Origin of the sequence: Solimonas sp. SE-A11 (assembly GCF_030345715.1) — a bacterium.
GTDB lineage: Bacteria > Pseudomonadota > Gammaproteobacteria > Nevskiales > Nevskiaceae > Solimonas_A.
Map to the genome: position 1 here is coordinate 93,388 of NZ_JAUASX010000008.1, position 23,065 is coordinate 116,452.

20 protein-coding genes are annotated in these 23,065 nt (G+C 67.1%); 15 read left to right on the top strand and 5 right to left on the bottom strand.

Annotation, left to right across the window (positions count from 1 at the left end; translation table 11 throughout):
* Positions 1–93 precede the first annotated feature (93 nt).
* The 6 genes from QT386_RS10960 to QT386_RS10985 all read left to right on the top strand — a co-directional run bounded on the left by QT386_RS10960 (position 94) and on the right by QT386_RS10985 (position 9,890).
* Positions 94–1,236 carry a hypothetical protein gene (locus QT386_RS10960; protein ID WP_289273803.1) on the top strand — a complete coding sequence of 381 codons (1,143 nt, stop codon included), beginning with the start codon at positions 94–96 and terminating at the stop codon, positions 1,234–1,236.
* 14 nt (positions 1,237–1,250) lie between these two features.
* Positions 1,251–3,620, top strand: a complete 2,370-nt coding sequence (locus QT386_RS10965) for an RND family transporter (protein ID WP_301334272.1) — start codon at positions 1,251–1,253, stop codon at positions 3,618–3,620.
* 276 nt (positions 3,621–3,896) lie between these two features.
* Positions 3,897–4,904, top strand: coding sequence for an AraC family transcriptional regulator ligand-binding domain-containing protein (locus QT386_RS10970; protein ID WP_289273805.1), 1,008 nt, complete (start codon positions 3,897–3,899; stop codon positions 4,902–4,904).
* Positions 4,905–5,136: 232 nt separating this feature from the next.
* The gene (locus tag QT386_RS10975; RefSeq protein WP_289273806.1) at positions 5,137–6,237 is read left to right on the top strand and encodes an amidohydrolase family protein; all 1,101 of its coding nucleotides are present in this window, start codon (positions 5,137–5,139) and stop codon (positions 6,235–6,237) included.
* Positions 6,238–6,322: 85 nt separating this feature from the next.
* Positions 6,323–8,887, top strand: a complete 2,565-nt coding sequence (locus QT386_RS10980; RefSeq protein ID WP_289273807.1) for a CaiB/BaiF CoA-transferase family protein — start codon at positions 6,323–6,325, stop codon at positions 8,885–8,887.
* A 157-nt stretch (positions 8,888–9,044) separates the two neighbouring features.
* A complete protein-coding gene (locus QT386_RS10985; RefSeq protein ID WP_289273808.1) occupies positions 9,045–9,890 on the top strand; it encodes an SDR family oxidoreductase in 846 nt (281 codons plus the stop codon).
* 65 nt (positions 9,891–9,955) lie between these two features.
* Here the strand turns inward: QT386_RS10985 and QT386_RS10990 are convergent, their stop codons facing one another.
* The 5 genes from QT386_RS10990 to rd form a co-directional block, all read right to left on the bottom strand.
* Entirely contained in the window at positions 9,956–10,549 is a 594-nt protein-coding gene (locus QT386_RS10990) for a TIGR00645 family protein (RefSeq protein WP_289273809.1), read from the bottom strand.
* A 172-nt stretch (positions 10,550–10,721) separates the two neighbouring features.
* Positions 10,722–11,285 carry an NADPH-dependent FMN reductase gene (locus tag QT386_RS10995; protein ID WP_367401426.1) on the bottom strand — a complete coding sequence of 188 codons (564 nt, stop codon included), beginning with the start codon at positions 11,283–11,285 and terminating at the stop codon, positions 10,722–10,724.
* 76 nt (positions 11,286–11,361) lie between these two features.
* Positions 11,362–11,739 carry a cytochrome c family protein gene (locus QT386_RS11000; RefSeq protein ID WP_289273811.1) on the bottom strand — a complete coding sequence of 126 codons (378 nt, stop codon included), beginning with the start codon at positions 11,737–11,739 and terminating at the stop codon, positions 11,362–11,364.
* Positions 11,736–13,274, bottom strand: coding sequence for an FAD-dependent oxidoreductase (locus QT386_RS11005; RefSeq protein WP_289273812.1), 1,539 nt, complete (start codon positions 13,272–13,274; stop codon positions 11,736–11,738). Before QT386_RS11005 ends, QT386_RS11000 begins: the two co-directional genes overlap by 4 nt.
* Before the next feature lie 79 nt (positions 13,275–13,353).
* Complete coding sequence (gene rd, locus QT386_RS11010; protein WP_289273813.1) at positions 13,354–13,515, bottom strand: rubredoxin; 162 nt, start codon at positions 13,513–13,515, stop codon at positions 13,354–13,356.
* 179 nt (positions 13,516–13,694) lie between these two features.
* On the opposite strand from rd, the gene QT386_RS11015 reads away from it, so the two are divergent.
* The 9 genes from QT386_RS11015 to egtD all read left to right on the top strand — a co-directional run bounded on the left by QT386_RS11015 (position 13,695) and on the right by egtD (position 23,063).
* Complete coding sequence (locus QT386_RS11015; protein ID WP_289273814.1) at positions 13,695–15,683, top strand: aldehyde dehydrogenase family protein; 1,989 nt, start codon at positions 13,695–13,697, stop codon at positions 15,681–15,683.
* 18 nt (positions 15,684–15,701) lie between these two features.
* Positions 15,702–16,028, top strand: coding sequence for a 2Fe-2S iron-sulfur cluster-binding protein (locus QT386_RS11020; protein ID WP_289273815.1), 327 nt, complete (start codon positions 15,702–15,704; stop codon positions 16,026–16,028).
* Positions 16,029–16,230: 202 nt separating this feature from the next.
* Complete coding sequence (locus QT386_RS11025) at positions 16,231–16,977, top strand: SDR family oxidoreductase (RefSeq protein ID WP_289273816.1); 747 nt, start codon at positions 16,231–16,233, stop codon at positions 16,975–16,977.
* Positions 16,978–17,107: 130 nt separating this feature from the next.
* On the top strand, positions 17,108–17,893 hold the full coding sequence (locus QT386_RS11030) for an SDR family oxidoreductase (RefSeq protein ID WP_289273817.1): 786 nt from the start codon (positions 17,108–17,110) through the stop codon (positions 17,891–17,893).
* Positions 17,890–18,744, top strand: a complete 855-nt coding sequence (locus QT386_RS11035; protein WP_289273818.1) for an NAD(P)-dependent oxidoreductase — start codon at positions 17,890–17,892, stop codon at positions 18,742–18,744. Before QT386_RS11030 ends, QT386_RS11035 begins: the two co-directional genes overlap by 4 nt.
* Positions 18,745–18,910: 166 nt before the next feature.
* The gene (locus tag QT386_RS11040) at positions 18,911–20,299 is read left to right on the top strand and encodes a wax ester/triacylglycerol synthase family O-acyltransferase (protein WP_289273819.1); all 1,389 of its coding nucleotides are present in this window, start codon (positions 18,911–18,913) and stop codon (positions 20,297–20,299) included.
* Positions 20,300–20,438: 139 nt separating this feature from the next.
* Positions 20,439–20,693: a hypothetical protein gene (locus QT386_RS11045; RefSeq protein WP_289273820.1), complete on the top strand. Its 255-nt coding sequence runs from the start codon at positions 20,439–20,441 to the stop codon at positions 20,691–20,693.
* A gap of 184 nt (positions 20,694–20,877) precedes the next feature.
* Positions 20,878–22,071, top strand: a complete 1,194-nt coding sequence (gene egtB, locus QT386_RS11050; RefSeq protein WP_289273821.1) for an ergothioneine biosynthesis protein EgtB — start codon at positions 20,878–20,880, stop codon at positions 22,069–22,071.
* Complete coding sequence (gene egtD, locus QT386_RS11055) at positions 22,068–23,063, top strand: L-histidine N(alpha)-methyltransferase (RefSeq protein ID WP_289273822.1); 996 nt, start codon at positions 22,068–22,070, stop codon at positions 23,061–23,063. Before egtB ends, egtD begins: the two co-directional genes overlap by 4 nt.
* Positions 23,064–23,065 lie beyond the last annotated feature (2 nt).

Sequence of the window (23,065 nt, forward strand, 5' to 3'; positions counted from 1 at the left end):
CGGCAGGCACCCGGTACAGCGTGTCGCCGTCCTCGCAGGGCTGATGTGGAACACCCGGCAAAGACCGGGTTGAAACAAGAGGAGAAGTTCGTCATGAATCGAATGACGTCGACGCTGGAGTCATCCACGCCCGTCAGGAGTTCCTACCGCAGTGGCTGGCCTTCGGTGCTGTTCGCCGTGGCCGTGGCCGGTGCTGCGGCTTACGCGTTCTCGCACCGCCCGCCGCCGCCGTTCGCGCCGACGCAGGTGCAGGCGGACCGCATCCAGATCAACGGCGTCGCCAGCGCCGGCACCCGCCTGGTCGCCGTGGGCGAGTTGGGCCGCATCCTGATCTCCGACGACGGCAAGGCCGGCTGGCGCGAAGCCACGGTCGACAAGCCGCGCGGCTCCACGCTGACCCAGGTGCTGTCCATCGACGGCGCCGTGCTGGCCGTCGGCCATGACGGCTGGATCCTGCGCAGCGAGGACCAGGGCCAGACCTGGAAGGAAATGGAGTTCGTCGCCGAGGGCGACCCCCTGCTTGGCCTCGCCGGCCCCTACGACGGCAAGCTCTTCGCCTTCGGCTCCTTCGGCCTGTTCCTGACCTCCACCGACGGCGGCAAGACCTGGACCAAGGAAAAGCTCGCCGAGGAAGGCGCCGCCCCGGCCGCCGCCGCGGCTGCTCCGGCAGCGGCGGAAGCCGCCGCGCCGGCCGAGGAAGATCCCTGGGCCGATCCCTTCGCCAACATCGGCCAGGCCGACGAGGGCATCGGCGACCGCCACCTCAACGGGATGACGCGCGCCGCCGACGGCAGCCTCTGGCTGGTGGGCGAGCGCGGCCTGCTGCTGCAGTCCAAGGACAAGGGCGCCACCTGGAAGGACCACGGCGGCGTCTACGCCGGCTCCTTCTTCGGCATCCTGTCGCTGCCTTCCCGCGGCCTGTTGGCCTACGGCATGCGCGGCAACGCCTACTACAGCACCGACAGCGGCCAGACCTGGACCAAGAGCAGGATTCCCGAGGCACTGTCGCTGTTCTCGGGCGCGGTTACCGCGCAGAACGAGGTGATCCTGGTCGGCGCCAGCAACGCCGTGTTCGTCTCGCGCGACGGTGGCATCAGCTTCACCCGCATGTCGCCCGTCAACCAGAAGAGCCTCACCGCCGTACTGCCGCTGGCCAGTGGTGACATCGTCACCGCCGGCGAGGGCGGCGTCGAACTGGGCGGACTCAATGCGCAGCCGAAGGGAGTCACCCCGTGAGCAACGCCAGCAAGATGGAAAAATTCGTCGGCGGCATCGCCGACATCCTCATCGGCCGCCGCAAGCTTCTTGCGGTGATCTTCGCCATCGTCACCGTGCTGTTCGCCGGCAGCGCCACGCGCGTCAAGCTCGATCCGGGCTTCCTGAAGCTGATCCCGATCAAGCATGAGTACATGCGTACGATGATGGATTACATGCGCGATTTCTCCGGCGCCAACACGCTGCTGGTGAACCTGCGCTGGAAGGGCGAGGGCGACATCTACAACAAGGAGTTCATGGATGCCCTGCAGGGCGCCACGGACGAGGTGTTCTACATCCCCGGCGTCAACCGCACCAAGGTGTCGTCGCTGTTCACGCCCAGCACCTACTACATCGAGATCACCGAGCAGGGCTTCAACGGCGAGCCGGTGGTGCCAGCCAAGTACTCGGGTACGCCCGAGGAACTGGAGCAGGTACGCAAGAACGTGGCGCTGTCCGGCCAGATCGGCCTGATCGTGGCCAACGACCTCAAGGGCGCCATGATCCGCGCCGACCTGCAGGACTACGACCCGAGCAAGGGCCAGGAAGGCCAGCGCGTCGACTACTGGGAGGTGCAGCAGAAGCTCACCGAGATCCGCCAGAAGTTCGAGAACCAGAACGTCGAGGTCAACATCATCGGCTTCGCGCGCCTGCTCGGAGACGTCATCTACGGCCTGCTCGGCGTGTTCATCTTCTTCGGCGTCGCCTTCCTGATCACCATGGCGCTGCTGTACTGGTACACGCGCTCGGTGCGCCTCACCGTAGTGGCCCTGATCGTGGCGCTGCTGCCGGTGCTGTGGCTGATCGGTACGCTGCCGCTGATCGGCTTCGGTATCGACCCGATGTCGATCCTGGTGCCCTTCCTGATCTTCTCCATCGGCGTGTCGCACGCCGTGCAGATGACCAATGCCTGGCGCCAGGAGGTGGTGGCCGGGGCCACCGCCGTGGAAGCCTCGCGCGCCGCCTTCTGCAAGCTGTTCATCCCCGGCGCCGTGGCCCTGCTGACCAACGCCTTGGGCTTCGCGGTGATTATGTTCATCGACATCCCCATCGTGCACGAGCTGGGCATCACCGCTTGCCTCGGCGTGCTGCTGATGATCGTCACCAACAAGATGATCCTGCCGATCATCCTGACCCGCGTGAAGCTCGAAGAGTCCAGCCGCCAGCACTCGCTGCGTGGCCCCTCGCCGCTGATGGGTGGCCTGTGGAAGGCGCTGGCGCGCTGCGCCGAGCCGCGCACCGCGCTGATCGTGTTCGCCGTCTGCGCCGTGCTGCTGGTGGTCACCACCATGGCCTCGCGCAAGATGGTGATCGGTGACTCCGGCAAGGGCGTTCCCGAGTTGCGTCATGACTCGCGCTACAACTACGACGATCGCGCCATCAACAGCAGCTACAACATCGGCACCGATGTGCTGACCGTGATCGCCGAGGCCAAGGACTTCGAGGGTGACTCCTGCCTGCACTACGACGTCGTCGACCTGATCGACCGCTTCGAGCTGTACGTGCGCGGCATCGACGGCGTGCAGTCCGTGACCAGCGTCGCCGGCATCGGCAAGCTGGTGATCTCCGCGTTCAACGAAGGCAACCCCCGCTACCGTGCGCTGCCGCGCACGCAGACCGGCCTGTCCACCGGTTCCAAGGCCTTCGATCCCAACCTGGGCCTGAACAACGAGAGCTGCCGTGCGATCCAGGTATTGATCTTCATGAAGAACCATGACGGCACGGTCATCGCCCATGCCGTCGAGGAGATCAAGAAGTTCATCGCCGCCAATCCGACCAAGGGCGTCAACCTGCGCCTGGCCTCGGGCAACGTCGGTGTCATGGCCGCCACCAACGAGGCGGTGGGTTCGGCCGAGGTGACGATGCTGGCGGCCATCTTCGGCGCCTTGGCGTTGCTCTGCCTGATCACCTTCCGCTCCTTCGCCGCGGTGATCTGCATCATCGTGCCGCTGACCATGGTGTCGATCTTCTGCAACGCCCTGATGGCGGTGCTGGGCATCGGCCTGAAGGTGGCGACGCTGCCGGTGGTGGCCCTGGGCGTGGGCGTGGGCGTGGACTACGGCATCTACCTGTTCGAGCGCATCCAGCACTCCCTGGACGAGGGCGTGGACTTCCGCAGCGCCTTCTACGACGCCATGCGCCAGCGCGGCACCGCAGCGGTGTTCACCGCCATCACCATGGCTATCGGCGTCGGCACCTGGGCGTTCTCCGCGCTCAAGTTCCAGGCCGACATGGGCATCCTGCTGGCCTTCATGTTCCTGGTGAATATGCTTGGCGCCATCTGCCTGCTGCCGGCGCTGGGGGCCTGGTTTTACAAGGGGCAGGGCCGTCCGCTGGCGACAGGGAAGGCGGCTGAAGTCGGCTAAGTCATTGCTTTTTCTCCCCTCTCCCCTTGTGGGAGAGGGGCAGGGGAGAGGGGGAGCCCTCAATCGGAGGCGAGGTGTGTAACCACCAGCGCAACATACCTCGCCCCGAGTCCCCTCCTCCAGCCGGAGAGAGATAAGATGGGGGCGCCGTCCATGGCGGGACTTCATCTCCTGATCCAGCCCCGGGGCGGCCCTCCATGGCCGCCCGTGATTCATCGCAGGCGATGCCATTTAGGCATCGCCAAAGCGCGATGAATCACCCAGGAGCAGTCAGTGGTGACATCCGGTCTTCTCAACCGCTATGCCCGGGCGATGATCGACAGCGCGGCCGCTCATGGCTATCCCGCTGAAATGATCGGCCAGGCTGTGGCGCTGTCGCCCGAGGCGCTGCGCGAGGTCGCTGGCTTCGACTCGGCCACGTTTTGCCGCGTCTCCCGTAACGTCAAGCTGATGATGATGGACGAGTTCTGTGGCCTCACCGCGGACCCCTGCGAGGTCGGCAGCTTCGTGCGCATGTGCGACAGCGCCGTCGGCGCCAATTCGCTGGGCGAGGGCCTGGCCCGCGCCTTCCGCTACTACGCCGGCGTGACCGGCGACATCGGCTTCGACCTGCACGTGCATCCCGACGTCGCCTCGGTGGCGATGAGCATCGCCCGCCCGGAGCTGGACCGCCACCGCGTACAGGTGGAATGGTGGTTCCTGATCTGGTCGCGCTTCGCCGGCTGGCTGATCGGCGAGGAGATCCCGCTGGTCGCCGTGGAGTTTCCGCATCCCTGTGCGGGTCCGCTGGAAGAGTACGCCGAGGCCTTCAGCGGCCTGAGCCGCTTCTCGCGGCCTAGTGCCCAGCTGATGCTGCCGGTGGCCTACCTGGATCGTCCCATCGTGCGCAGCCGTGAAGACCTGCGCCGCTTCATCGAGCCGCAAAGCATCGACCTGGCCCAACATGTCGAGGTGCAGCGGGCCTTCCGCTCGCTGCTCAAGGAGCGCCTGCGCCGCCAGTTGCGGGCCGAGGGCGCGTTGCCCTCGATCGAGGAGGTGGCCGAGTCCTGGCACGTCAGCAGCCAGACCCTGCGCCGCCGGCTCGACACCCAGTTCACCAGCTACCGCATGCTCAAGGAAGAAGTGCGCCGCGAGGAGGCCGCGCGCCTGCTGCGCGAGGGCCTGCCGGTGGGCGAGGTCTCGCTGCGCGCCGGCTTTTCCGAGTCCAACGGACTGTCCCGGGCGCTCAAGACCTGGTCCGGCATGAGCCCCAGCGAGTACCACGCGGCCACGCGGCCGGGCTGAACCCGGCGCCGGAGGGCGGCACTACCTCAAACGAGTCAGGCATCCCCGCCGGGGCGGCGGTAAGTTGGACTCAACAAAATACCCGGCAGGTCGGTAACCATTGATTCGCAAGGTTTTTGCGGAGCCTTTGAAGGTTGTCAGATTTTGCTATGGGCCATTCCGGACCCCCTGCCTAAGCTGGGGGCGTACAGGCTGGCGTCCCGCCGGCCGATGAGAGCTGGAGGAGCGTCAAATGGGTGAGTTAGCAACGGAAAAGCTGGTGTCGGTCGACTCGCACGTCCATTTCACGGATGACTGGGTCAAGGCGCGCCTGCGCAAGGAACTGCACGCCGTCTGGGACGACGCCAACAAGAAGGCCGAGGAATACGCCGCCAAGGTCCTGCGTGGCGGCCAGCCGCAGCTGCAGCTGGAGGACTTCGTCGATCCGGAAGCCGCCAAGGACCCCGGCCACTTCGAGCCGGCCGCCAAGCTGCAGGCCATGGACCGTGACGGCGTCTACGCCGAGGTCATCTTCCCGGAACTCGCCGGCGCCAAGATCGCCAATCCCTTCCTGATGGGCGACAACTGGAAGGAAGTGTTCCAGGGCTACAACAACGCCATGGCCGACTTCGCTTCGCACGATCCCGTGCGCCTGATGACGGCCTACCAGCTGCCGCTGTACGACATCGACTTCGCGATCAAGGAAGTCGAGCGCCTGGCGCGCGACAAGAAGGCGCGCTGCGTGCAGCTCACGCCGTTCCCCTCGGACCTAGGCCTGCCGGACTTCTACGACAAGCGCTACGCGCCGCTGTGGTCGCTGATCGAGGAATCGGGCCTGACGATCCTCAATCACCTGGACCTGCACAAGAACCTCTGGGACGTGTTCCGTCGCGACCCCACCCCGCAGAAGGGCATCTTCACCGGCCTGGCCTGGGCGCCGCTGGCGGAGACCATCTGCATGTGGATCCTCACCGGCACGCTGGAGAAGTATCCCAAGCTCAAGGTGCTGTTCGTGGAGCCGGGCCTGGGCTGGCTGCCGTGGTTCTTCGAGTCGCTGCTCGATCCGCGCATGCACCAGCACTACACCTTCCCCGGAGTGAAGCGCCCGCCGTCGGAGACCTTCCGCCAGCAGTGCGGCGCCACCTTCATGTACGAGCCGCGCGGCCTGAGCGAGTGCTACAAGTACTTCGGCCCGGACTGCCTGTACTGGTCCACCGACTTCCCGCACCCGGCCACCTGCTGGCCGAACTCGCGCTCGCAGGTCGTCAGCCAGTTCAAGGAAGCCGGCATCCCGGAGGCCGATCGCATCAAGATCACTTCCGGCAACGCGCTCAAGACCTTCGGTCTGGGCTAAGCGATACCCGGGCGGGGCGCCGGCAAGGGCGTCCCGCCTTCATTGTTTCAACAAAACCTGATTGGCAGAACAACGAGGAGCGGACATGGCTGGAGTTCTCGAGAAACTGAAAGTGCTGGACCTGACCTGGGGTATCGCCGGCCCGATGGCCACGATGCTGCTGGCGGACAACGGCGCCGAGGTCACCAAGATCGAACCTCCCGGCGGTGATCCGTTCCGCAACCAGCTCGGCTACAAGGTCTGGCAGCGCGGCAAGCGCAGCGCCATCCTCGACCTCAAGAACGCCGACGACAAGAAGGCCTTCCTGGCGCTGGCGCAGACCGCCGACGTGCTGGTGGAATCCTTCTCGCCGGGCACCACCGACAAGCTCGGCATTGATTTCAAGACCCTGAGCGCGCGCAACCCGCGCCTGGTGTACTGCTCCATCACCGGCTACGGCCGCGGCAACGCGCTGAGCAACCGCCCCGCGTACGACGCGCTGGTGCAGGCCCGCACCGGCCTGATGCACGAGCAGCGCGGCTGGGCGGAAGGCGCGCTCAACCACATGAACGGTCTGCCCGACCCCTATCCGGATCTCGAGATCCCGCAGGACTGGGTGCAGGGCGCCGCGCGCGAGGGCCCGCTGTTCGTGGCCTCGCACTGGCCGAGCCTGGGTGCCTTCTTCAACGCGTCCCTCGGTATCGCCGCCGCGCTGCGTGCCCGCGAGATCACCGGCAAGGGCCAGTGGGTGGAAACCTCCCTGCTGCAGGGAGCCTTCGCTGGCGCCGCCGGTGTCTGGCAGCGTGCCGAGAAGATCGACGCCCCGGGCTTCGACACCTGGATCCTCGGCAACCGCTCGCCCAAGGGCCACTTCCAGGCCAAGGACGGCAAGTGGCTGCACAACTGGGTGCCCAATCCGCGCTTCATCCTGCAGGCCGCGCAGGGTGACACCCTCAACGCATCGCCGGACCTCACCGTCCAGAACGATCCGGATCGCTTTGGCACCGGCCCCGAGGAAATCCTGGTGATGTCGCACTACCAGCCGATCCTTGCCGAGGCCGTGGCGAAGTTCCCGGTCAAGGACTGGGTGGACGCCGCCGCTACCGCCGAGATGACGATGCAGCCTGTGCGCAGCATCGAGGAATCGCTGGCCGACCCCGCCTTCCTCGAGGACGGCTGCGTGACGGAAGCCCATGACCCCGAACTGGGCACCATCCGCACCGTCGGCAACGCCTTCAACATGAGCAAGACGCAGGGCAAGCCCGGCGCCGCGCCGGTGAAGGCCGGCGCCAACACGGAGGAAGTGAAGGCGGAAGCCGCCAAGATCATCGCCGAGGCCAAGGCCGCCACCGCCGCCGTAGCGGCCAAGTCGGGCAAGAAGCTCAAGGCACCGCTGGAAGGCATCACGGTGCTCGACCTGGGCCTGGCCATCGCCGGTCCCTTCGGCACGCAGCTGCTCAGCGACCTGGGCGCCACGGTGATCAAGGTCAACGGCCTGTTCGACCTGTTCTGGCACCGCGTGCACATCGCCTACATGGCCAACCGCGGCAAGAAGTCGATCACGCTGAATCTGAAGGACCCGCGTGCGATGAAGATCCTGCTGGATCTCGTCAAGCAGGCCGACGTCGTGCAGCACAACATGCGCTACGACGCCGCCGAGCGCCTCAAGATCGACTACGAGTCCCTCAAGCAGATCAACCCGGGCCTGATCTACTGTCACACCCGCGGCTTCGAGCGCGGCGTGCGCGCCGGCCTGCCGGGCAACGACCAGACCGGCGCCTGCCTGTCCGGCATCCAGTACGAGGACGGTGGCATGGGCCGCAACGGCGACAATGGCGAAGTCGGCCGTCCGCTGTGGAGCTTCACCAGCTTCGGCGACACCGGCAACGGCTTCCTGTCGGCCGTGGCCATCGTCAACGCGATCTATCACCGCGACCGCACCGGCGAAGGCCAGTTCGTCGACACCTCCATCATCAACGCCGCGCTACTGAACACCAGCTACGCCGTCGCGACGCCGGATGGCAAGGGCTTCGAGCGCCCGCGCATCGGTGGCGACCAGGTCGGCTACTCCGCCGGCCACCGCCTGTACAGCACCCTGGACGGCTGGCTGTGCTTCGTGCTGGTGGAGCAGTCGCACTGGGATGAGCTCTTCGCCGTCATCGGCAAGCCCGAACTGGTCACCGACGCCCGCTTCGCCACGTTCGAGGCGCGCGCCAAGAACGACGCCGCGCTGGCCAAGATCATCGGCAACGTGCTGGCCACGGACACCGCCGCCAACTGGTTCGCCAAGCTCGACAAGGCCGGCGTGCCGGTGGAAGTGGTGGACGCCGAGTTCTCGCGCAAGCTGCATGACAACGCCGAGTTCCAGAAGAACCAGTGGGTCGTCTCCTACCCGCACCCGGTGGTCGGCAAGCTCGACCAGATCGGCCTGCTGGTGAGCCTGTCCGACACCCCGGGCGTGATCCAGGGCCGCCCGCTGCTGGTCGGCGAGCACACCAAGGAAATCCTCGGCGGCATGGGCTACACCGAGGACCAGGTGAAGACCATGGAAGAGCAGTTCGCCATCGGTTTCGTCGGTATGCCGCGCATGCCTCCGCGCCCGGCAGCCGCCGCGCCGTCGGCACCGAAGCCGGGCATGGCGAGCATGCTGGAGAAGGAAGGGAACAAGTAACACCCAACGGTGAGGCGAAAAGGCCGGGGAGATCCCGGCCTTTTTCCTTTCCCGGGAAGATAGACCCTTACCGTTCCATCCGATTGCCGCGTCCTTGGTGATCCGCCATGACGGATCACTCCGGATGATCGGATGGATCATTGATAAGGAGTTCCGCATGCAAGACAAGGTCTGCCTCGTTACCGGCGCCACCAGTGGTATCGGCCGCGCCACCGCCAAGGCCCTCGCGGCCCAGGGAGCAGAAGTATTCCTGCTGGTGCGCAGCCGCGACAAAGGTGAAATTGCGCTGCAGGAGCTTGCCCATGAAACGCGCAACAGCCGCCTGCACCTGCTGATCGGCGATCTCGCCAGGCAGTCCGATATCCGCCGCGTTGCCGCAGAGTTCCTGTCCACGGGCAAGCCGCTGCACGTTCTGGTCAACAACGCCGGCCTGATCAACACCCGCCTGCGCCATACGCCCGACGGCATCGAGGAAATGTTCGCGGTCAACCACCTGGGTTATTTCCTGCTGACCGAGCTGTTGCGGCAACGCCTGATCCAGAGCGCGCCGTCGCGTATCGTCAGCGTCTCCTCGGGAGCGCATGCCTTCGTGAAGGGCTTGCAGCTGGATGACCTGGAATTCCAGCGCAATGGCTTCAGTACCTTCGCCGTTTACGGGCACTCCAAGCTCTGCAACCTGCTGTGGACGCGCGAACTGGCCCGGCAGCTTCAGGGCAGCGGCGTGACGGCCAACTGCCTGCACCCGGGCGCTGTCGGCACCGGGCTGGGCAACCAGAATGCACGCTGGGCGCGTTACGTCACCCGGCTTCTGCGGCCGTTCTTCCGCACGCCGGAACGCGGCGCCAGCTCCTCGATCCATCTGGCGACCTCGCCGGAGGTGGAGGGCGTCAGCGGGAAGTACTATTACGACTGCAAGCCGATCCGCCCCAAGCCCTGGGCGGAAGACGACGCGGCGGCGCGGGAGCTTTGGCAGCTGAGCCAGCGGATGACCCGGCTACCCTGAGGCCGCAGTCGGCATCACAGAAAAGGGCCGGGAATATCCCGGCCCTTTTCTGTTTGCAGCGGTATTTAGTGCCCCGAGTGGGTCGGCTTGGCGTGCGAGCTCGCCATCAGCCGATCCGTCCAGGCAATGCCGATGGCCGAGGCGATGAAAGCCATGTGGATGATGGTCTGCCACATCACGCCGGCCTCGGTCACGCTGGTGCAGCGTACGCCGGCCGCCGCCGTGGCGCAGGTGGGCAATGCCCCGAGCGATCCGGCCTCGATGAAGGTCTTGAGCAGGTGGATCGAGGAGATGCCGATGATTGCCATCGCCAGCTTCACCTTCAGCACCGAGGCGTTGACGTGGCTCAGCCATTCCGGCTGGTCCGGGTGCCCCTGCAGGTGCAGGCGTGAGACGAAGGTCTCGTAGCCGCCGACGATGACCATCACCAGCAGGTTGGAGATCATCACCACGTCGATCAGCGCCAGTACGATCAGCATCACCTGCTGCTCGTTGAGCTCCAGCGCGCCGTGGGTCAGGTGCCAGAGTTCCTTGCAGAACAGGATGACGTACACGCCCTGCGCGACGATCAGGCCCAGGTACAGCGGCAACTGCAGCCAGCGCGAGGAGAAGATCAGGGAGGGCAGGGGGGACAGCGACTTGTGGGGGTTCGGGGCCATGGGTATGAGGTTGGGAGCCAGGAGGCGCGCCGGATTCTAGCAGGCCGTCCGAGCCGTTCGCCCAACGGTCATTTTTTATTCATATGCGGAAAAACCTGCATCTGGCGGGCTTCGCGCCAACGGTCCACAGCGTTGTCCACAGGTCCTGTGGATATCTGCGGCCAGGGCTTTCCTACGCGGCCTGACGCAGGGGCCGGCGTTGCCGTGCATCCCGCAGGCTTTCCGCCCACCAGCGCAGCCGCGACAGCAGTTTGCCCATGTTGCGCCGTGCCCGTTCCGGCGATCGCAGCTCGCCGTCCGCACCGAACTGCTCCCAGATTTCCGTGAAGCTCACGGTCTCGCGCAGGGCCACGGCATCCAGCTCGGCAAACACCTGGCGCAACTGCTCCACCGCCCGCAGCCCGCCGGAGACCCCGCCGTAGCAGACGAAGGCCACCGGCTTGGCCTGCCAGGGCTCGTAGGTCGAGTCGAGCAGCTCCTTCAGCGCGGCAGGGTAGCCGTGGTTGTATTCCGGCGTGACCACGATGAAGGCCTCGGCCCGCGCGATGCGGGCTTCCGCGTCGGCCTCGTCAAGCCGCCCGTCCGCCCCGCGCCGCAACTGCGCCGGGTCGATCGCCTCGATCTCGAACTCCGGATGCTCGCGGACCTGGCCCGCGACCCAGTTCGCCACCGTGTCGCAGAGCCGCCCCGGCCGCGTGCTGCCGTAGACCAGTCCCAGCCGTATCCGCTCGCTCATCGCCGCCACTCCCGTTCCAGGCATCGTGGCGGACATCCTAGAACCTCAACTTAGGTTTAGGTCAATACCCGGCGCCTCAGTCCTGGAATTGCTTCAGGTACTCGATGATGTCGGCGCGCTGCTGCGGCGTGGTCTGGAACACCACCATCGTGCTGTTGGGCAGGAACTTGCCCATGTTGGCCAGCCAGAAATCCAGCAGTTCCGGCGTCCAGTCGAACCCGGCCTGCTTCATCTCGTCCGAGTAGTAGGCGTAGCTGGCTACCGAGCCGGCCTTGCGACCGAAGATGCCGTAGAGGTTGGGGCCGTTGTGGTCGCCGTAGGTCTTCTCGGGGTAATGGCAGGTGCGGCACTGGCCGAAGACCAGGCGGCCGCGCTCGGCATCGCCCTTGGGCGCCTCGGCGGCAGCGCCTAGCGACAGCCCGAGCAGTACGGCGGCGGTGAGTGCGTGCTTCATGCTTTCCTCCCGGCGGCATGGCGGCCGGCGCGGCGTCCGAAGAAGGTGCCGTCGCCGATCGACACGCCGCTGCCGATATAGGGCGCCACCGGCAGGCCGGCCGAGGTGCGCCCGCTGGCATACAGACCGGGGATAGGGTCGCCCCAGGCATTGATCACCTGGGCGTCGGTATTGGTCTGCAGGCCGCCGAAGGTATGCACCGGCATGAAGGTGTTCTTCAGGCCCACGTCGTAGGCCACGAAGGGCGCCTCCTTCAGCGGCGCGAGGTACTTCTCCGCCTTGTGCAGCAGCGGATCACGCTTGTCCTTGGCGTAACGGTTGTAGTACTCCACCGTCTGCACCAGCGCGCCCTCGGGCAGCTTCAGCTTGCCCTCCAGCTCCCCGATGCTGGGCGCCTCCGCCGCCACGTTGAAGCGGAAATCCTTCCAGGCGAAGGCATGCGCCTTGTCCACGACCATGTACGCCTGCCCGTCGTCCAGCTTGAAGGCGATCTCGTGGCCCACCAGGCCGTAATAGCCGTCCTCAGGCACGAAGCGCTGGCCACGCGAGTTCACCAGGATGCCGTTGAGGATGGTCTCCGGCGGATACATCGGCAGGATCACGAATCCATGGTGCATGCGCTGCACCGCGCCGCCCACTGCCATGCCCATCAGGATGCCCTGGCCCAGGTCGCCGGCACGGCCCCAGGGCACCGAGCAGCGCGCCAGCTCCGGCGCGAAGCGCTCCAGCATCGCGCGGTTGTGGATGAAGCCACCGGCCGCCAGCACCACGCCGCGTCGCGCGCGGATGTTGAGCCGCTGGCCCTTCTCATCCACCACTTCCACGCCGGCCACGCTGCCGTCGCTCTCCAGCACCAGGCGCTCGGCCGAGCAGCGCAGCTTCAGCTGCGCCCCGGCATCGGTGGCGGCCTGGGTCAGCGCCTTCATCAGGTCACGGCCGCCGATCAGATGCGGCGAGGGGGGCACATGGCCGCGCGGGGCCGGCCGTGCCTGCTCGCGGTAGGGGTGCACCAGCTCGCTGCCGCAGTAGTACAGCGAGCCGTCGGGGATCGAGATCTCCTTCTCCTCGGAGAACTTCTGCGCGTAGTGCACGCCGTTGGCCACCAGCCAGTCGAAGTGCGCGACGCTGCCCTCGCAATAGAGCTGGATCTTCTTCTCGTCGGCGTAGAGGCCGCTGGCCGCCATCATGTAGCGGTACATGTCCTCCACCGTGTCGGTGAAGCCCAGCGCCTTCTGCAGGGCCGTGCCGCCGCCCAGGTAGCAGACGCCGCCGGACAGGCTCGAGGAGCCGCCGGGCACGTGGAATTTCTCCAGCACCAGGGCCTGGATGCCGTTGCGGCGGGCCTCCAGAGCCGCGGAGATGCCCCCCGCGCCGGAGCCCATCACCAGCAGGTCGGTTGTGGCGTCCCAGCGGCGCACGTCCTTGCGCGCCTTGGGTGTCGCCGCCTCGGCCCCGAAGGCCGCCGCGCCCGCGGCCGCCAGGCCGATCTGCTTCAGGAAACCGCGCCGGCCGTAGTCGGCCTTGCTCTCGCCCATGCTCTCTCCTCCAGGCGTGATGTCAGCGGGGGCGGCCGGGCCGCCCTGTCAGCTTCGCCTCTCCGATCGTGGAGAGCGGCTAACCAATCTTCTCGAACGTGTCCTTGCCCGCGCCACAGTCGGGGCAGACCCAGTCGTCCGGGATGTCCTCGAAGCGCGTGCCGGGCGCAATGCCGTGATCCGGGTCGCCCTTCTCCTCGTCGTACACCATGCCGCAAATCGTGCATTCCCACTTCGCCATGCCGTTCTCCCGGGCTTTAGCTGCGATGCGGGGATATTGAAGGGGGCACCGTCCGGCGGGTATCGCCCATTCGGCGTATTGGCGACCCCTGAACCCTCCGATAGTCTGCATAAACATTTCAATAGCAATGTTTATGCGGCCGGCCATGACCGACCCGCGAAACGGAGGAGACCGGACCCATGTCGCGCCTGCTGGACCGTGTGCTGATCGGGCTGTTCGCCTTCGCCGCCTTCACGGCGCTGATCTACATGCCGCTGTTCCTGCTCGGCTGCGGCTGGGAGGGCCTGGCGCAGGGGCCGGGTGGCGAATGCTCGAAGAGTGCGGTGGGCCGCGCCTGGCTGGGCTACGTGCAGGTGGAGCCGATCTACGCCGAGGCGCCGCTATGGCTGCGCCTGCTCAACGAGTTCGATACGGGGTTCTTCGGCTGGTTCTACCTGCTGTCCATCGCCGTGTTCCTGCGCCGCCGCCAGGACGGCCCTCGCTACCGCGCCCTGGCCACGTTCATGTCGGGGATGATGGCCTACGCCATGTTCTTCTACCTGACGCAGGCCAGTTTGAGCTGGCCGCAGAGCGGTGCGCAGCTCGACAAGGTGTACCTCTACAACGGCCTGTGGCTGCTGCTGTTCACGCTGCTGCTGGCTCGCCTCTACCTCTTCCGGCCGCGCCGGCTCCGGAGACCGCCCATGGGTAAATCTGCAAACGATGCCGGCATCGGCGAACCACGCCTGCTGATCGACGGCAAGCTGGTGGAAGCGAAAAGCGGCAAGCGCTACGCCAATATCAACCCTGCCACCGGCGAGGTGATCGGCCACGTCGCCGACGCCGGACTCGACGATGCCGAGGCCGCCATCGCCGCCGCGCGCCAAGCCTTCGACACCACCGACTGGTCCGCCAACCGCGCCCTGCGCCGCAAGTGCCTCGCGCAGCTGCGTGACGGCCTGCGCGCGGAGGCCGAATCCCTGCGCGCCCAGGCGGTGGCCGAGGTCGGTGCGCCCATGGCCATCACCGCCAACGGTCCGCAGGGCGATGGCCCTATCGGCATCCTCGACTACGTCATCGACCTGATCGACCGCTACGAGTGGGAGCAGGAGCTGCCGGTCACCAACACCATGGGCGTGCCCAGCAAGCGCCTGGTGTGGAAGGAGGCCGGCGGCGTGGTCGCCGCGATCTCGCCCTGGAACTTTCCCTTCCAGATCAACATGGCCAAGGTCGCGCCGGCGCTGGCCGCCGGCTGCACCGTTGTGCTCAAGTCCGCGCCCGACACGCCCTGGACCGCCACCCTCATCGGCAAGGTCGTGGCCGAGAAGACCGACATCCCGCCGGGCGTGTTCAACGTGCTGACCTCGTCGGACCCCGCCGCCATCGGCGAGAAGCTGGTAGCCGATCCGCGCGTGGACATCGTTTCCTTCACCGGCTCCACCCAGACCGGCCGCCGCATCATGGCCAGCGCCGCCGGCACGCTCAAGCGCGTGTTCCTGGAGCTGGGAGGCAAGTCCGCCAACATCATCCTCGACGACGCCGACTTCAACACCGCGCTGCTGTCGGGCCTGGCGGTCTGCTACCACGCAGGACAGGGTTGTGCCATCCCCACGCGCATCCTGCTGCCGGAGTCGCGCTACGAGGAAGGCGTGCAGACCTTGAAGGCCATGTTCGGCTACGTGCAGCCGGGCGACCAGTTCCGCGAGCAGCAGATCATGGGCCCCTTGATCAGTGCAAAGCAGCAGCAGCGCGTGCTGGACTACATCGAGACCGGCAAGCGCGAGGGCGCGCGCCTGGTCTGCGGCGGCGGTAAGCCGGCGGGCCTGGAGCGCGGCTACTTCGTCGAGCCCACCTTGTTCGCGGACGTCACCAACGACATGCGCATCGCCCAGGAAGAGATCTTCGGCCCCGTGCTGGTTGCGATTCCCTTCAAGGACGACGCCGACGCCGCGCGCATCGCCAACGACTCCATCTACGGCCTGTCGGGCTCGATCTACTCCGCCGATCCGCAACGCGCGCTGCGCCTGGCACGCCAGATCCGCACCGGCACCCTGAACATCAACGGCGCCAACTTCTTCGCCCCGGATTCCCCCTTCGGCGGCTACAAGCAGAGCGGCATCGGCCGCGAGATGGGCGTGCAGGGTTTCGAGGAATACCTCGAAACCAAGACCGTCGCGATTCCAGCCTGATCTACACGAGAGACCAACATGGTTGCAGTCACCTACATCGAGCACAACGGTACCGAGCACAAGGTCGACGTGGATGCCCACATGAACCTGATGGAAGGCGCCACGCTGAACATGGTGCCCGGCGTCATCGGCATGTGCGGCGGTATCTGCTCCTGCTCCACCTGCCATTGCTATATCCCGCCGGAGTGGGAGGGCAGGATTCCACAGGCAGAGGCAGGAGAGCTGGGCACGCTGGAGTCCGTCACCCACCGCAAGGCCAACAGCCGCCTCGGTTGCCAGGTCACGGTGACCGAGGAGATGCAGGGGCTGGTGGTGCATCTGCCGGCGGACCAGGCGGGGAGCTGAATCAATCAAACCCCTCTCCCGCTTGCGGGAGAGGGGCTGGCGAGGGCATGGATGCCCGAGGTAGGGCAACGCAGGAGCAGTTGCCGAGGGAGAGGGTTTCTGTAGCTCTCGCAAGCTCTACAGAAACCCTCTCCCGGCCCTTCGGGCCACCCTCTCCCGCGGGCGGGCGAGGGGAAATGGATCGAATTCCGAGGAGAACCACGTGAGCACTTTCAACAACAAGGTCGCCATCATCACCGGCGCCGGCCAGGGCATCGGCGAGGGCTACGCCAAGCATCTCGCCGCGCTCGGTGCCAAGGTCGTCGTCGCCGACATCAACGCCGCCCAGGGCCAGCGCGTAGTCGAGGAGATCGGCAAGGCCGGCGGCACGGCCATCTTCGCCTCGGTGGACGTCTCCAGCGAGGCCTCCGCCGCGGCCCTGGTCGAGGACGTCTCGCAGCGCTGGGGCGAGATCCACTACCTGGTCAACAACGCCGCCATGTTCGGCAACCTCGACTTCAATCCGCTGATGACCGTCGACCTGGCCTATCTCAACAAGGTCATCGCCGTGAACATGCTCGGCGCCGTGGTCATGACACGCGCCGTGGCGCCACAGATGCCCAAGGGCGGCGTCATCGTCAACCAGTCCTCCACCGCGGCCTGGATGCACTACGATTACTACTCCTTCACCAAGCTCGCCATCAACGGCATCACCTGCGTGCTGGCGCGCGAGCTGGGCCCGCGCGGCATCCGCGTCAACGGTATTGCCCCCGGCCCCACGGACACCCCGGCGCTGCGCGCCAAGGTGCCGGAGGAATACCTGCAGGGCATGGTCGCGCAGATGCCCCTGGGCCGCCTGGGCACCCCGGAGGACTTGGCCAAGGCCCTGGCCTACCTGCTGTCGGACGACGCCAGCTGGGTCACGGGGGTGATCCTCAACGTGGACGGCGGCTCGCTGATGCGGGCCTGATCAGCCATCGACCTCGCCGCCGTTCGCACTGAGCCTGTCGAAGTGCGGGCGGCTCCCACCACCAATGGGGTTCGCATTTCGACAAGCTCCATGCGAACGGTTAACTTTGACGGCAGGGGAGAAAACAACAATGAAAAGCAAGGTTCAGGGCCAGGTGATCGTCATCACTGGAGCCTCCAAGGGCATTGGCTTCGCTACCGCCCAGGTGCTGGCGTCCCGCGGTGCCAAGGTGGCGCTGCTGGCGCGCGGCGAGGCCGGTCTCAAGGAGGCCGCGGCGCAGCTGCCCGCCGCCCAGGTCTTCACTGCCGCAGTGGACGTCTGCGACAAGGCCGGCATGGAAAAGGTCCTGGACGCGGTGATCGCCCAATGGGGCCGCATCGACGGCATCATCAACAACGCCGGCTTCCAGTTCGCGCGCCGCATCGAGCTCATGCCCGAGGCCGAAGTGCGCAAGATGGTGGACGTGAATTTCCTCGCCACCGTGTTCTCCTGCCAGCTCGCCATCCCGCGCCTGCGCGCGGCCGGCGGCGGGCGCATCGTCAACATCTCCTCCGCCACCGTGCGCCACGACAACGAGTTCGCCCACCTGGCACTGTACTCGGCCTCCAAGGCGGCGATGGACAAGTTCAGCGAGGAACTGCGCGGGGAGGTCAAGAAGGACGGCATCCTCGTGACGGTCTTCAGCCCGGGCGCCGTGGCCACCGGCAGCATCGCCAACTTCGACCCTGCCGCGCTGCCGGACGCCATGGGCGCCTGGCTGGACAAGGGGCCGAAGTTCGACGGCATGACCACCGCCGACGTGGTCGGCGAGGCCATCGCCGGCTGCTTTGAGTTCCCTGCCGGCGTCGCCGTGGAATTCATGGAAGTGCGGCCGCAGATGCCCACGCCCAAGCTGCTGGAGAGTGACGCCAAATGAGCATCGGGTTCATCGGTCTCGGCAACATCGGCAAGCCGATCGCCAAGCACCTGCTGAAGCTGGATGAACCCCTGTGGGTCCACGACGTCGCGGTCGGTCCGGTGGCCGAGCTGGTGGCGCTGGGCGCGCGCCGCGCCGGCACACCGGGCGAGCTGGCGCGCGAATGCCGCCACATCGGCATCTGCGTACGCGACACCATCGACGTCGAGCAACTGCTGTACGGCTGCTCCGGCAGCGGTGGCGGCCTGCTGGAGCAGGCCCAGGCCGGTAGCGTGATCGCGGTGCATAGCACCGTGACCCACGAGGCCATGATGCGCTGGGCCCGCCATGCGTCGATGCGCGGCATCCACCTGGTGGATGCGCCGATCACCGGCGGCGCCGGCGGCGCCGAGGATGCCCGCCTGTGCTACATGGTCGGCGCCAGCGACGAGCTGTTCGAGCGCTGCCAGCCGGTGTTCGCCACCTCCAGCAATAAGCAGGTCCACGCCGGCGACACCGGTGCCGGCATCACGCTCAAGCTCTGCAACAACGTCATGACCTATGCCGCCTTCGCGGCCATCGACGAGGCCTCCCGCTTGGCCCGGGCCGGCGGCCTGACGCTGGAGATGCTGGTGGAGGTGGGCCGCGCCAACGGCGTGGTGACCCCGCAGATGGAAGCCTTCATCGGCAACCGCGACGGCATCGCCGCCCGCGGGCCCGAAATGCTGGAGAAGGCCTTCGGCCTGTTCGGCGCCCTGGGCCGCAAGGACCTCTCGGCGGCGCTGGAAAGCGCCGAGAAGCTCGGCGTGAACATGGCCGCCAGCGAGCGCGTGCGCGACATCATCGAAGACGTGTTCCTGGCCCGGCGCTAGGGTCCCGCAGGGCCGCCCGGCCCAGGTCAATCCGCCAGGTGAAAGCGCGGACATTCTTTCCGGGCCATGCTTCCCTCCTGAACGTCCGGTTATTTATTCGTCATGCGGGCGGCACTGCTTGCGGGCATTCTTGGCTCGCGGCTTGCTACGTCTCGCCCAAACGAGAATGGGAGAACACCTCGTGCAGCGCCTGTCACCCACTGATACCGCATTCCTGTTGATGGAGCGTCGCCACATGCCCCTGCATGTCGGCGGCCTGATGATGCTCAAGCCGCCCGCGGATGCCCCGCCGGACTTCGCCGCGCAGATGGCGTCGCGGCTGCTGCAGTCCGTGCAGGCCTCGCGGCCGTTCAACCTGCGGCCGCAGAGCCGCTTCGGTCTGAGCTTCTGGGAGACCGACAGCACCTTCGACATCAACCAGCACCTGGTGCACCTGGCCCTGCCCAAGCCGGGCCGCATCCGCGAGCTGCTGGCGATGTGCTCGCGGGTACACTCCCAGCACCTGGACCGTGCCTACCCGCTGTGGCGCATGTACCTGATCGAGGGACTGGAGGACGGCCGCATCGCGGTGTTCTTCAAGATCCACCATTCCGTGGTGGACGGCGTGGCGGCGATGCGGCTGATCATGAAATCCATGTCGGAGAGCCCCGAGGAATCGGCGCGCATGCCGCCCACCTGGGAGATGGCGCCGCGCCGCCGCGAGGCCTCCATGCCGATCTCCGGCGTGGCCACCAGCCCGCTGGGCATCCTGTCCGGCCTGAGCCGCGGTGGACTGTCGGCCGTGCCCAACGTCTTCAACCATCTCAAGCAGACCTGGCAGGACCGCCGTCACGGCAACCCTGACGTGGTCACCAGCACCCAGGCGCCGCGCTGCCTGCTGAACCAGCCGATCACCGCCTCGCGGCGCTTCGCCGCGCAGTCCTACGCCACGCCGCGCTTCCGCAAGGTGGCCGCCGCCGCGGGCGGCACCGTCAATGACGTGGTGCTGGCGGTCTGCGCTGCCGCGTTGCGCAGCTACCTGCTGGAGCTGGATGCCCTGCCGGAGCAGCCGCTGGTGGCCGTGGTGCCGGTGTCCATCCGCCGCGACGACGGCGACTCCGGCAATGAGATCGCCTTCGCCATGGTCAACCTGGCCACGCACCTGGCCGATCCGCTGGAGCGCCTGCAGGCGATCAAGGCCTGCATGGACTACAGCAAGACCCGCTTCAAGCAGCTGAGCCCCGCCGAACTGCAGGCCTACGCCGTGGCACAGCTGGTGCCGGGTGCGCTGAGCATGCTCACCGGGCTCACGCCCGAGCGCGTGCCGGCCAACCTCGTCATCTCCCACGTCCCCGGCCCGCGCCAGGACATGTACTGGCAGGGCTGCAAGCTCGACGGCATGTACCCGGCCTCGCTGATCATCGACGGCTTTGCCTTCAACATCACCGTGATCAGCCGGCATGACTTCGTCGACTTCGGCCTGATCGGCTGCCGCCGCACATTGCCCAGCCTGCAGCGCCTGCTGGACCACATCGAGAACGGCCTGGCGGAACTGGAGGCGGCCGTAGAGGAGTAGGGCGAGCAAGGCGATCCGCAGTTTGCACGGTGATGGCTTTCGCCCGCCGGATTGTGCAAGGTCGCCGGGCCTGAACTCAGCTGTCGGGCAGGGGTCGGAATAGGGCGGCGACTCCTGTCGCAACTCAAGGATGAGAACCATGGCCCATCAACAGAACCTCGGCCCCGGCGCGCGCAAGATCGAGCTGGAGCGCCGCCTGGACGCTAACAGCGAGCTGGCCGACAAGCACGCCAAGCCCGCGCCCACGCAGGCGGAACCCCAGCGTTCGAAGAAGGAAGCCGCCAAGCAGGGCGGCCGCGTCGACGCCCTAGACGACGCCCTGGACGACAGCTTCCCGGCCTCCGATCCGCCGGCCCGCATCTCGCCCACCCGCACCGGTCCGGCCAAGCACTGACCCGGCCGGGGGGCGTCCCGCCAGCGGCGGGATGCCCCGGGCACGGCTCTTGCGACACCCCTGCCCGGAGTCGAGAGCCAAGGAGGGCACGATGACTGCGATCGCATTGCGCCGGAGCGCAGGCCCCAGGCCGCTCGCGCGTCCTGCCACTGTCCGCCCCGTTGGGGAGGCTGCGGCGCTTGCCGTGGGCTACCAGCGCGTCCGTGCCGCCACCGAGGCCCTGTGCGCGCCGCTGTCGCCGGAGGATGCCGGCGCGCAAAGCATGAAGGACGCCAGCCCGGCCAAGTGGCACCTGGCGCATACCACTTGGTTCTTCGAGACCATGGTGCTGTCACGCCGCCCGGGTTACCGCGTGTTCGACCGCCGCTATCTGGATCTCTTCAACTCTTACTACCAGCGCCTGGGCAAGCCCTTCGAACGGGCCGCGCGCGGGCTGCTGACGCGGCCCTCGCTGCAGGAGGTCATGCAGTACCGCGCGCAGGTGGACCGCGCGATGCTGGAACTGCTGGCGGCGCCGGTGCCCGCCGTCTCGCGCACGCTGATCGAGCTGGGCCTGCACCATGAGCAGCAGCACCAGGAACTGATCCTCACCGACCTCAAGCACCTGCTGTCGCGCAATCCGCTGCAGCCCGCCTATGGCCGTGCGCCGGCCATGGACACGGATGCTACAGCCACGCCGCTGCGCTGGCTGCGCGGCGGCGGCGAGGTGGCCTGCGGCCATGGCGGTTCCGGCTTCGCCTTCGACAACGAGCAGCCGCGCCATGCCGTGCTGCTGGCGCCTTACGAGATCGCCTCGCGCGCCGTGACCAATCGTGAATACCGGGCCTTCATCGAGGACGAGGGCTACCGCCGACCCGAGTTGTGGCTATCGGACGGCTGGGCGGTCGTGCAGCGCCGCAAGTGGCGCCGTCCCCTGTACTGGGCGCGCGACCTGCGCTCGGCCTTCACGTTGGCCGGTCTGCAGCCGTTGCACCCGGAAGGCATCGCCTGCCATCTCAGCTACTACGAGGCCGACGCCTACGCGCGCTGGGCCGGTCTGCGCCTGCCCACCGAGCAGGAGTGGGAGGCCCTGGCCGAGGAGCCTACCCCAGCGCCGCAGGATGCTCCGCCACGCCTGCATCCGGGTATCTCCGACGGCGCCTGGTATGGCGGCGTCTGGACCTGGACCTCGAGCGCCTACTCGCCGTACCCCGGCTACCGCGCGCCGCCGGGCGTGGTGGGCGAATACAACGGCAAGTTCATGTGCAACCAGCTGGTGCTGCGCGGCGGTTCCTGCGCCACGCCGCCCAGCCACCTGCGGCGCAGCTACCGCAACTTCTTTCCACCGGAAGCGCGCTGGCAGTTCAGCGGCCTGCGCCTGGCGAGGGACATCGCATGAGCGACGACGAAGAGCTGCAGATGGAAGCCGGCTCGGCCGCGCCGGTCGAGAGCATCGACAGTCCCGACCTGGCCGAGATCCTGCGCGACCTGTCGCGCCCGCAAAAGCGCCTGCCGACGCGACTGCTGTACGACGAAGAAGGTTCGCGCCTGTTCGAGCGCATCTGCGAAACCGGGGATTACTACGTCACGCGCACCGAGCTCTCGATCCTGCGCGAAAACCTGCCCGACATCGCCGCCTTCGCCGGCCCCGGTGCGGGTGTGATCGAGCCGGGCGCCGGCTGCGGCTGCAAGACGCGTGAGTTGCTGTCGGCCCTGGAAGACCCACGCTGGTATGCCCCGCTGGACATCGATCCCAGCGTGCTGTGGCGTTGCCGTCAAACGATGAGCCAGGTCTTGCCGCGCCTGCCGCTGGTACCGGTCTGCGCCGACTTCACCCGGCCCTGGCGCTATGCGCGCCTGCCGCTGGCGGAGCGCCGCCTGCTGTTCTTCCCCGGCTCCACCATCGGCAACTTCGAACCCCATGAGGCCCAGGCCCTGCTACGCCAGTTCCAGCAGGCCACCGGTGCGAGCGGCCGCATGATCCTGGGCGTGGACTTGCGCAAGAGCGCCGCCACCCTGCGCCGCGCCTATGACGACAGCGAAGGCATCACCGCCCGCTTCAACCTCAACCTGCTGGTGCGCCTCAACCGCGAGCACGCCGCGGACTTCGATATCGCCGCCTTCGAGCATGTAGCGGTCTACGACAAGACGCGGCATCGCATCGAGATGCACCTGCGCAGCCGCCGCGAGCAGCAGGTACGTATCGGTGGACGAAGCTTCCGCTTCGCCGCCGGCGAGACGATCCACACCGAGAGCTCGCACAAGTACCTGCCGGATGGCATGGCGCAACTGGCCGTCGGTGCCGGCTGGCAGGCCTGGAAACTCTGGATGGACCCGCAGCGGCGCTTCGCCCTGATGGGATTCGAGGCGGCCCGATGGAGGCAGCCGTAAAA

Bases quoted from the DNA above. Each gene is read 5' to 3' on its own strand.
- egtD (WP_289273822.1), top strand. From the start codon at position 22,068: ATGAGCGACGACGAAGAGCTGCAGATGGAAGCCGGCTCGGCCGCGCCG.
- QT386_RS11030 (WP_289273817.1), top strand. From the start codon at position 17,108: ATGAAAAGCAAGGTTCAGGGCCAGGTGATCGTCATCACTGGAGCCTCC.
- QT386_RS11000 (WP_289273811.1), bottom strand. From the start codon at position 11,739: ATGAAGCACGCACTCACCGCCGCCGTACTGCTCGGGCTGTCGCTAGGC.
- QT386_RS11045 (WP_289273820.1), top strand. From the start codon at position 20,439: ATGGCCCATCAACAGAACCTCGGCCCCGGCGCGCGCAAGATCGAGCTG.
- QT386_RS11015 (WP_289273814.1), top strand. From the start codon at position 13,695: ATGTCGCGCCTGCTGGACCGTGTGCTGATCGGGCTGTTCGCCTTCGCC.
- QT386_RS11005 (WP_289273812.1), bottom strand. From the start codon at position 13,274: ATGGGCGAGAGCAAGGCCGACTACGGCCGGCGCGGTTTCCTGAAGCAG.
- QT386_RS10990 (WP_289273809.1), bottom strand. From the start codon at position 10,549: ATGGCCCCGAACCCCCACAAGTCGCTGTCCCCCCTGCCCTCCCTGATC.
- QT386_RS10960 (WP_289273803.1), top strand. From the start codon at position 94: ATGAATCGAATGACGTCGACGCTGGAGTCATCCACGCCCGTCAGGAGT.
- QT386_RS11035 (WP_289273818.1), top strand. From the start codon at position 17,890: ATGAGCATCGGGTTCATCGGTCTCGGCAACATCGGCAAGCCGATCGCC.
- QT386_RS10995 (WP_367401426.1), bottom strand. From the start codon at position 11,285: ATGAGCGAGCGGATACGGCTGGGACTGGTCTACGGCAGCACGCGGCCG.
- QT386_RS11040 (WP_289273819.1), top strand. From the start codon at position 18,911: ATGGGAGAACACCTCGTGCAGCGCCTGTCACCCACTGATACCGCATTC.
- rd (WP_289273813.1), bottom strand. From the start codon at position 13,515: ATGGCGAAGTGGGAATGCACGATTTGCGGCATGGTGTACGACGAGGAG.
- QT386_RS11020 (WP_289273815.1), top strand. From the start codon at position 15,702: ATGGTTGCAGTCACCTACATCGAGCACAACGGTACCGAGCACAAGGTC.
- QT386_RS10975 (WP_289273806.1), top strand. From the start codon at position 5,137: ATGGGTGAGTTAGCAACGGAAAAGCTGGTGTCGGTCGACTCGCACGTC.
- QT386_RS10965 (WP_301334272.1), top strand. From the start codon at position 1,251: ATGGAAAAATTCGTCGGCGGCATCGCCGACATCCTCATCGGCCGCCGC.
- QT386_RS10980 (WP_289273807.1), top strand. From the start codon at position 6,323: ATGGCTGGAGTTCTCGAGAAACTGAAAGTGCTGGACCTGACCTGGGGT.
- QT386_RS10985 (WP_289273808.1), top strand. From the start codon at position 9,045: ATGCAAGACAAGGTCTGCCTCGTTACCGGCGCCACCAGTGGTATCGGC.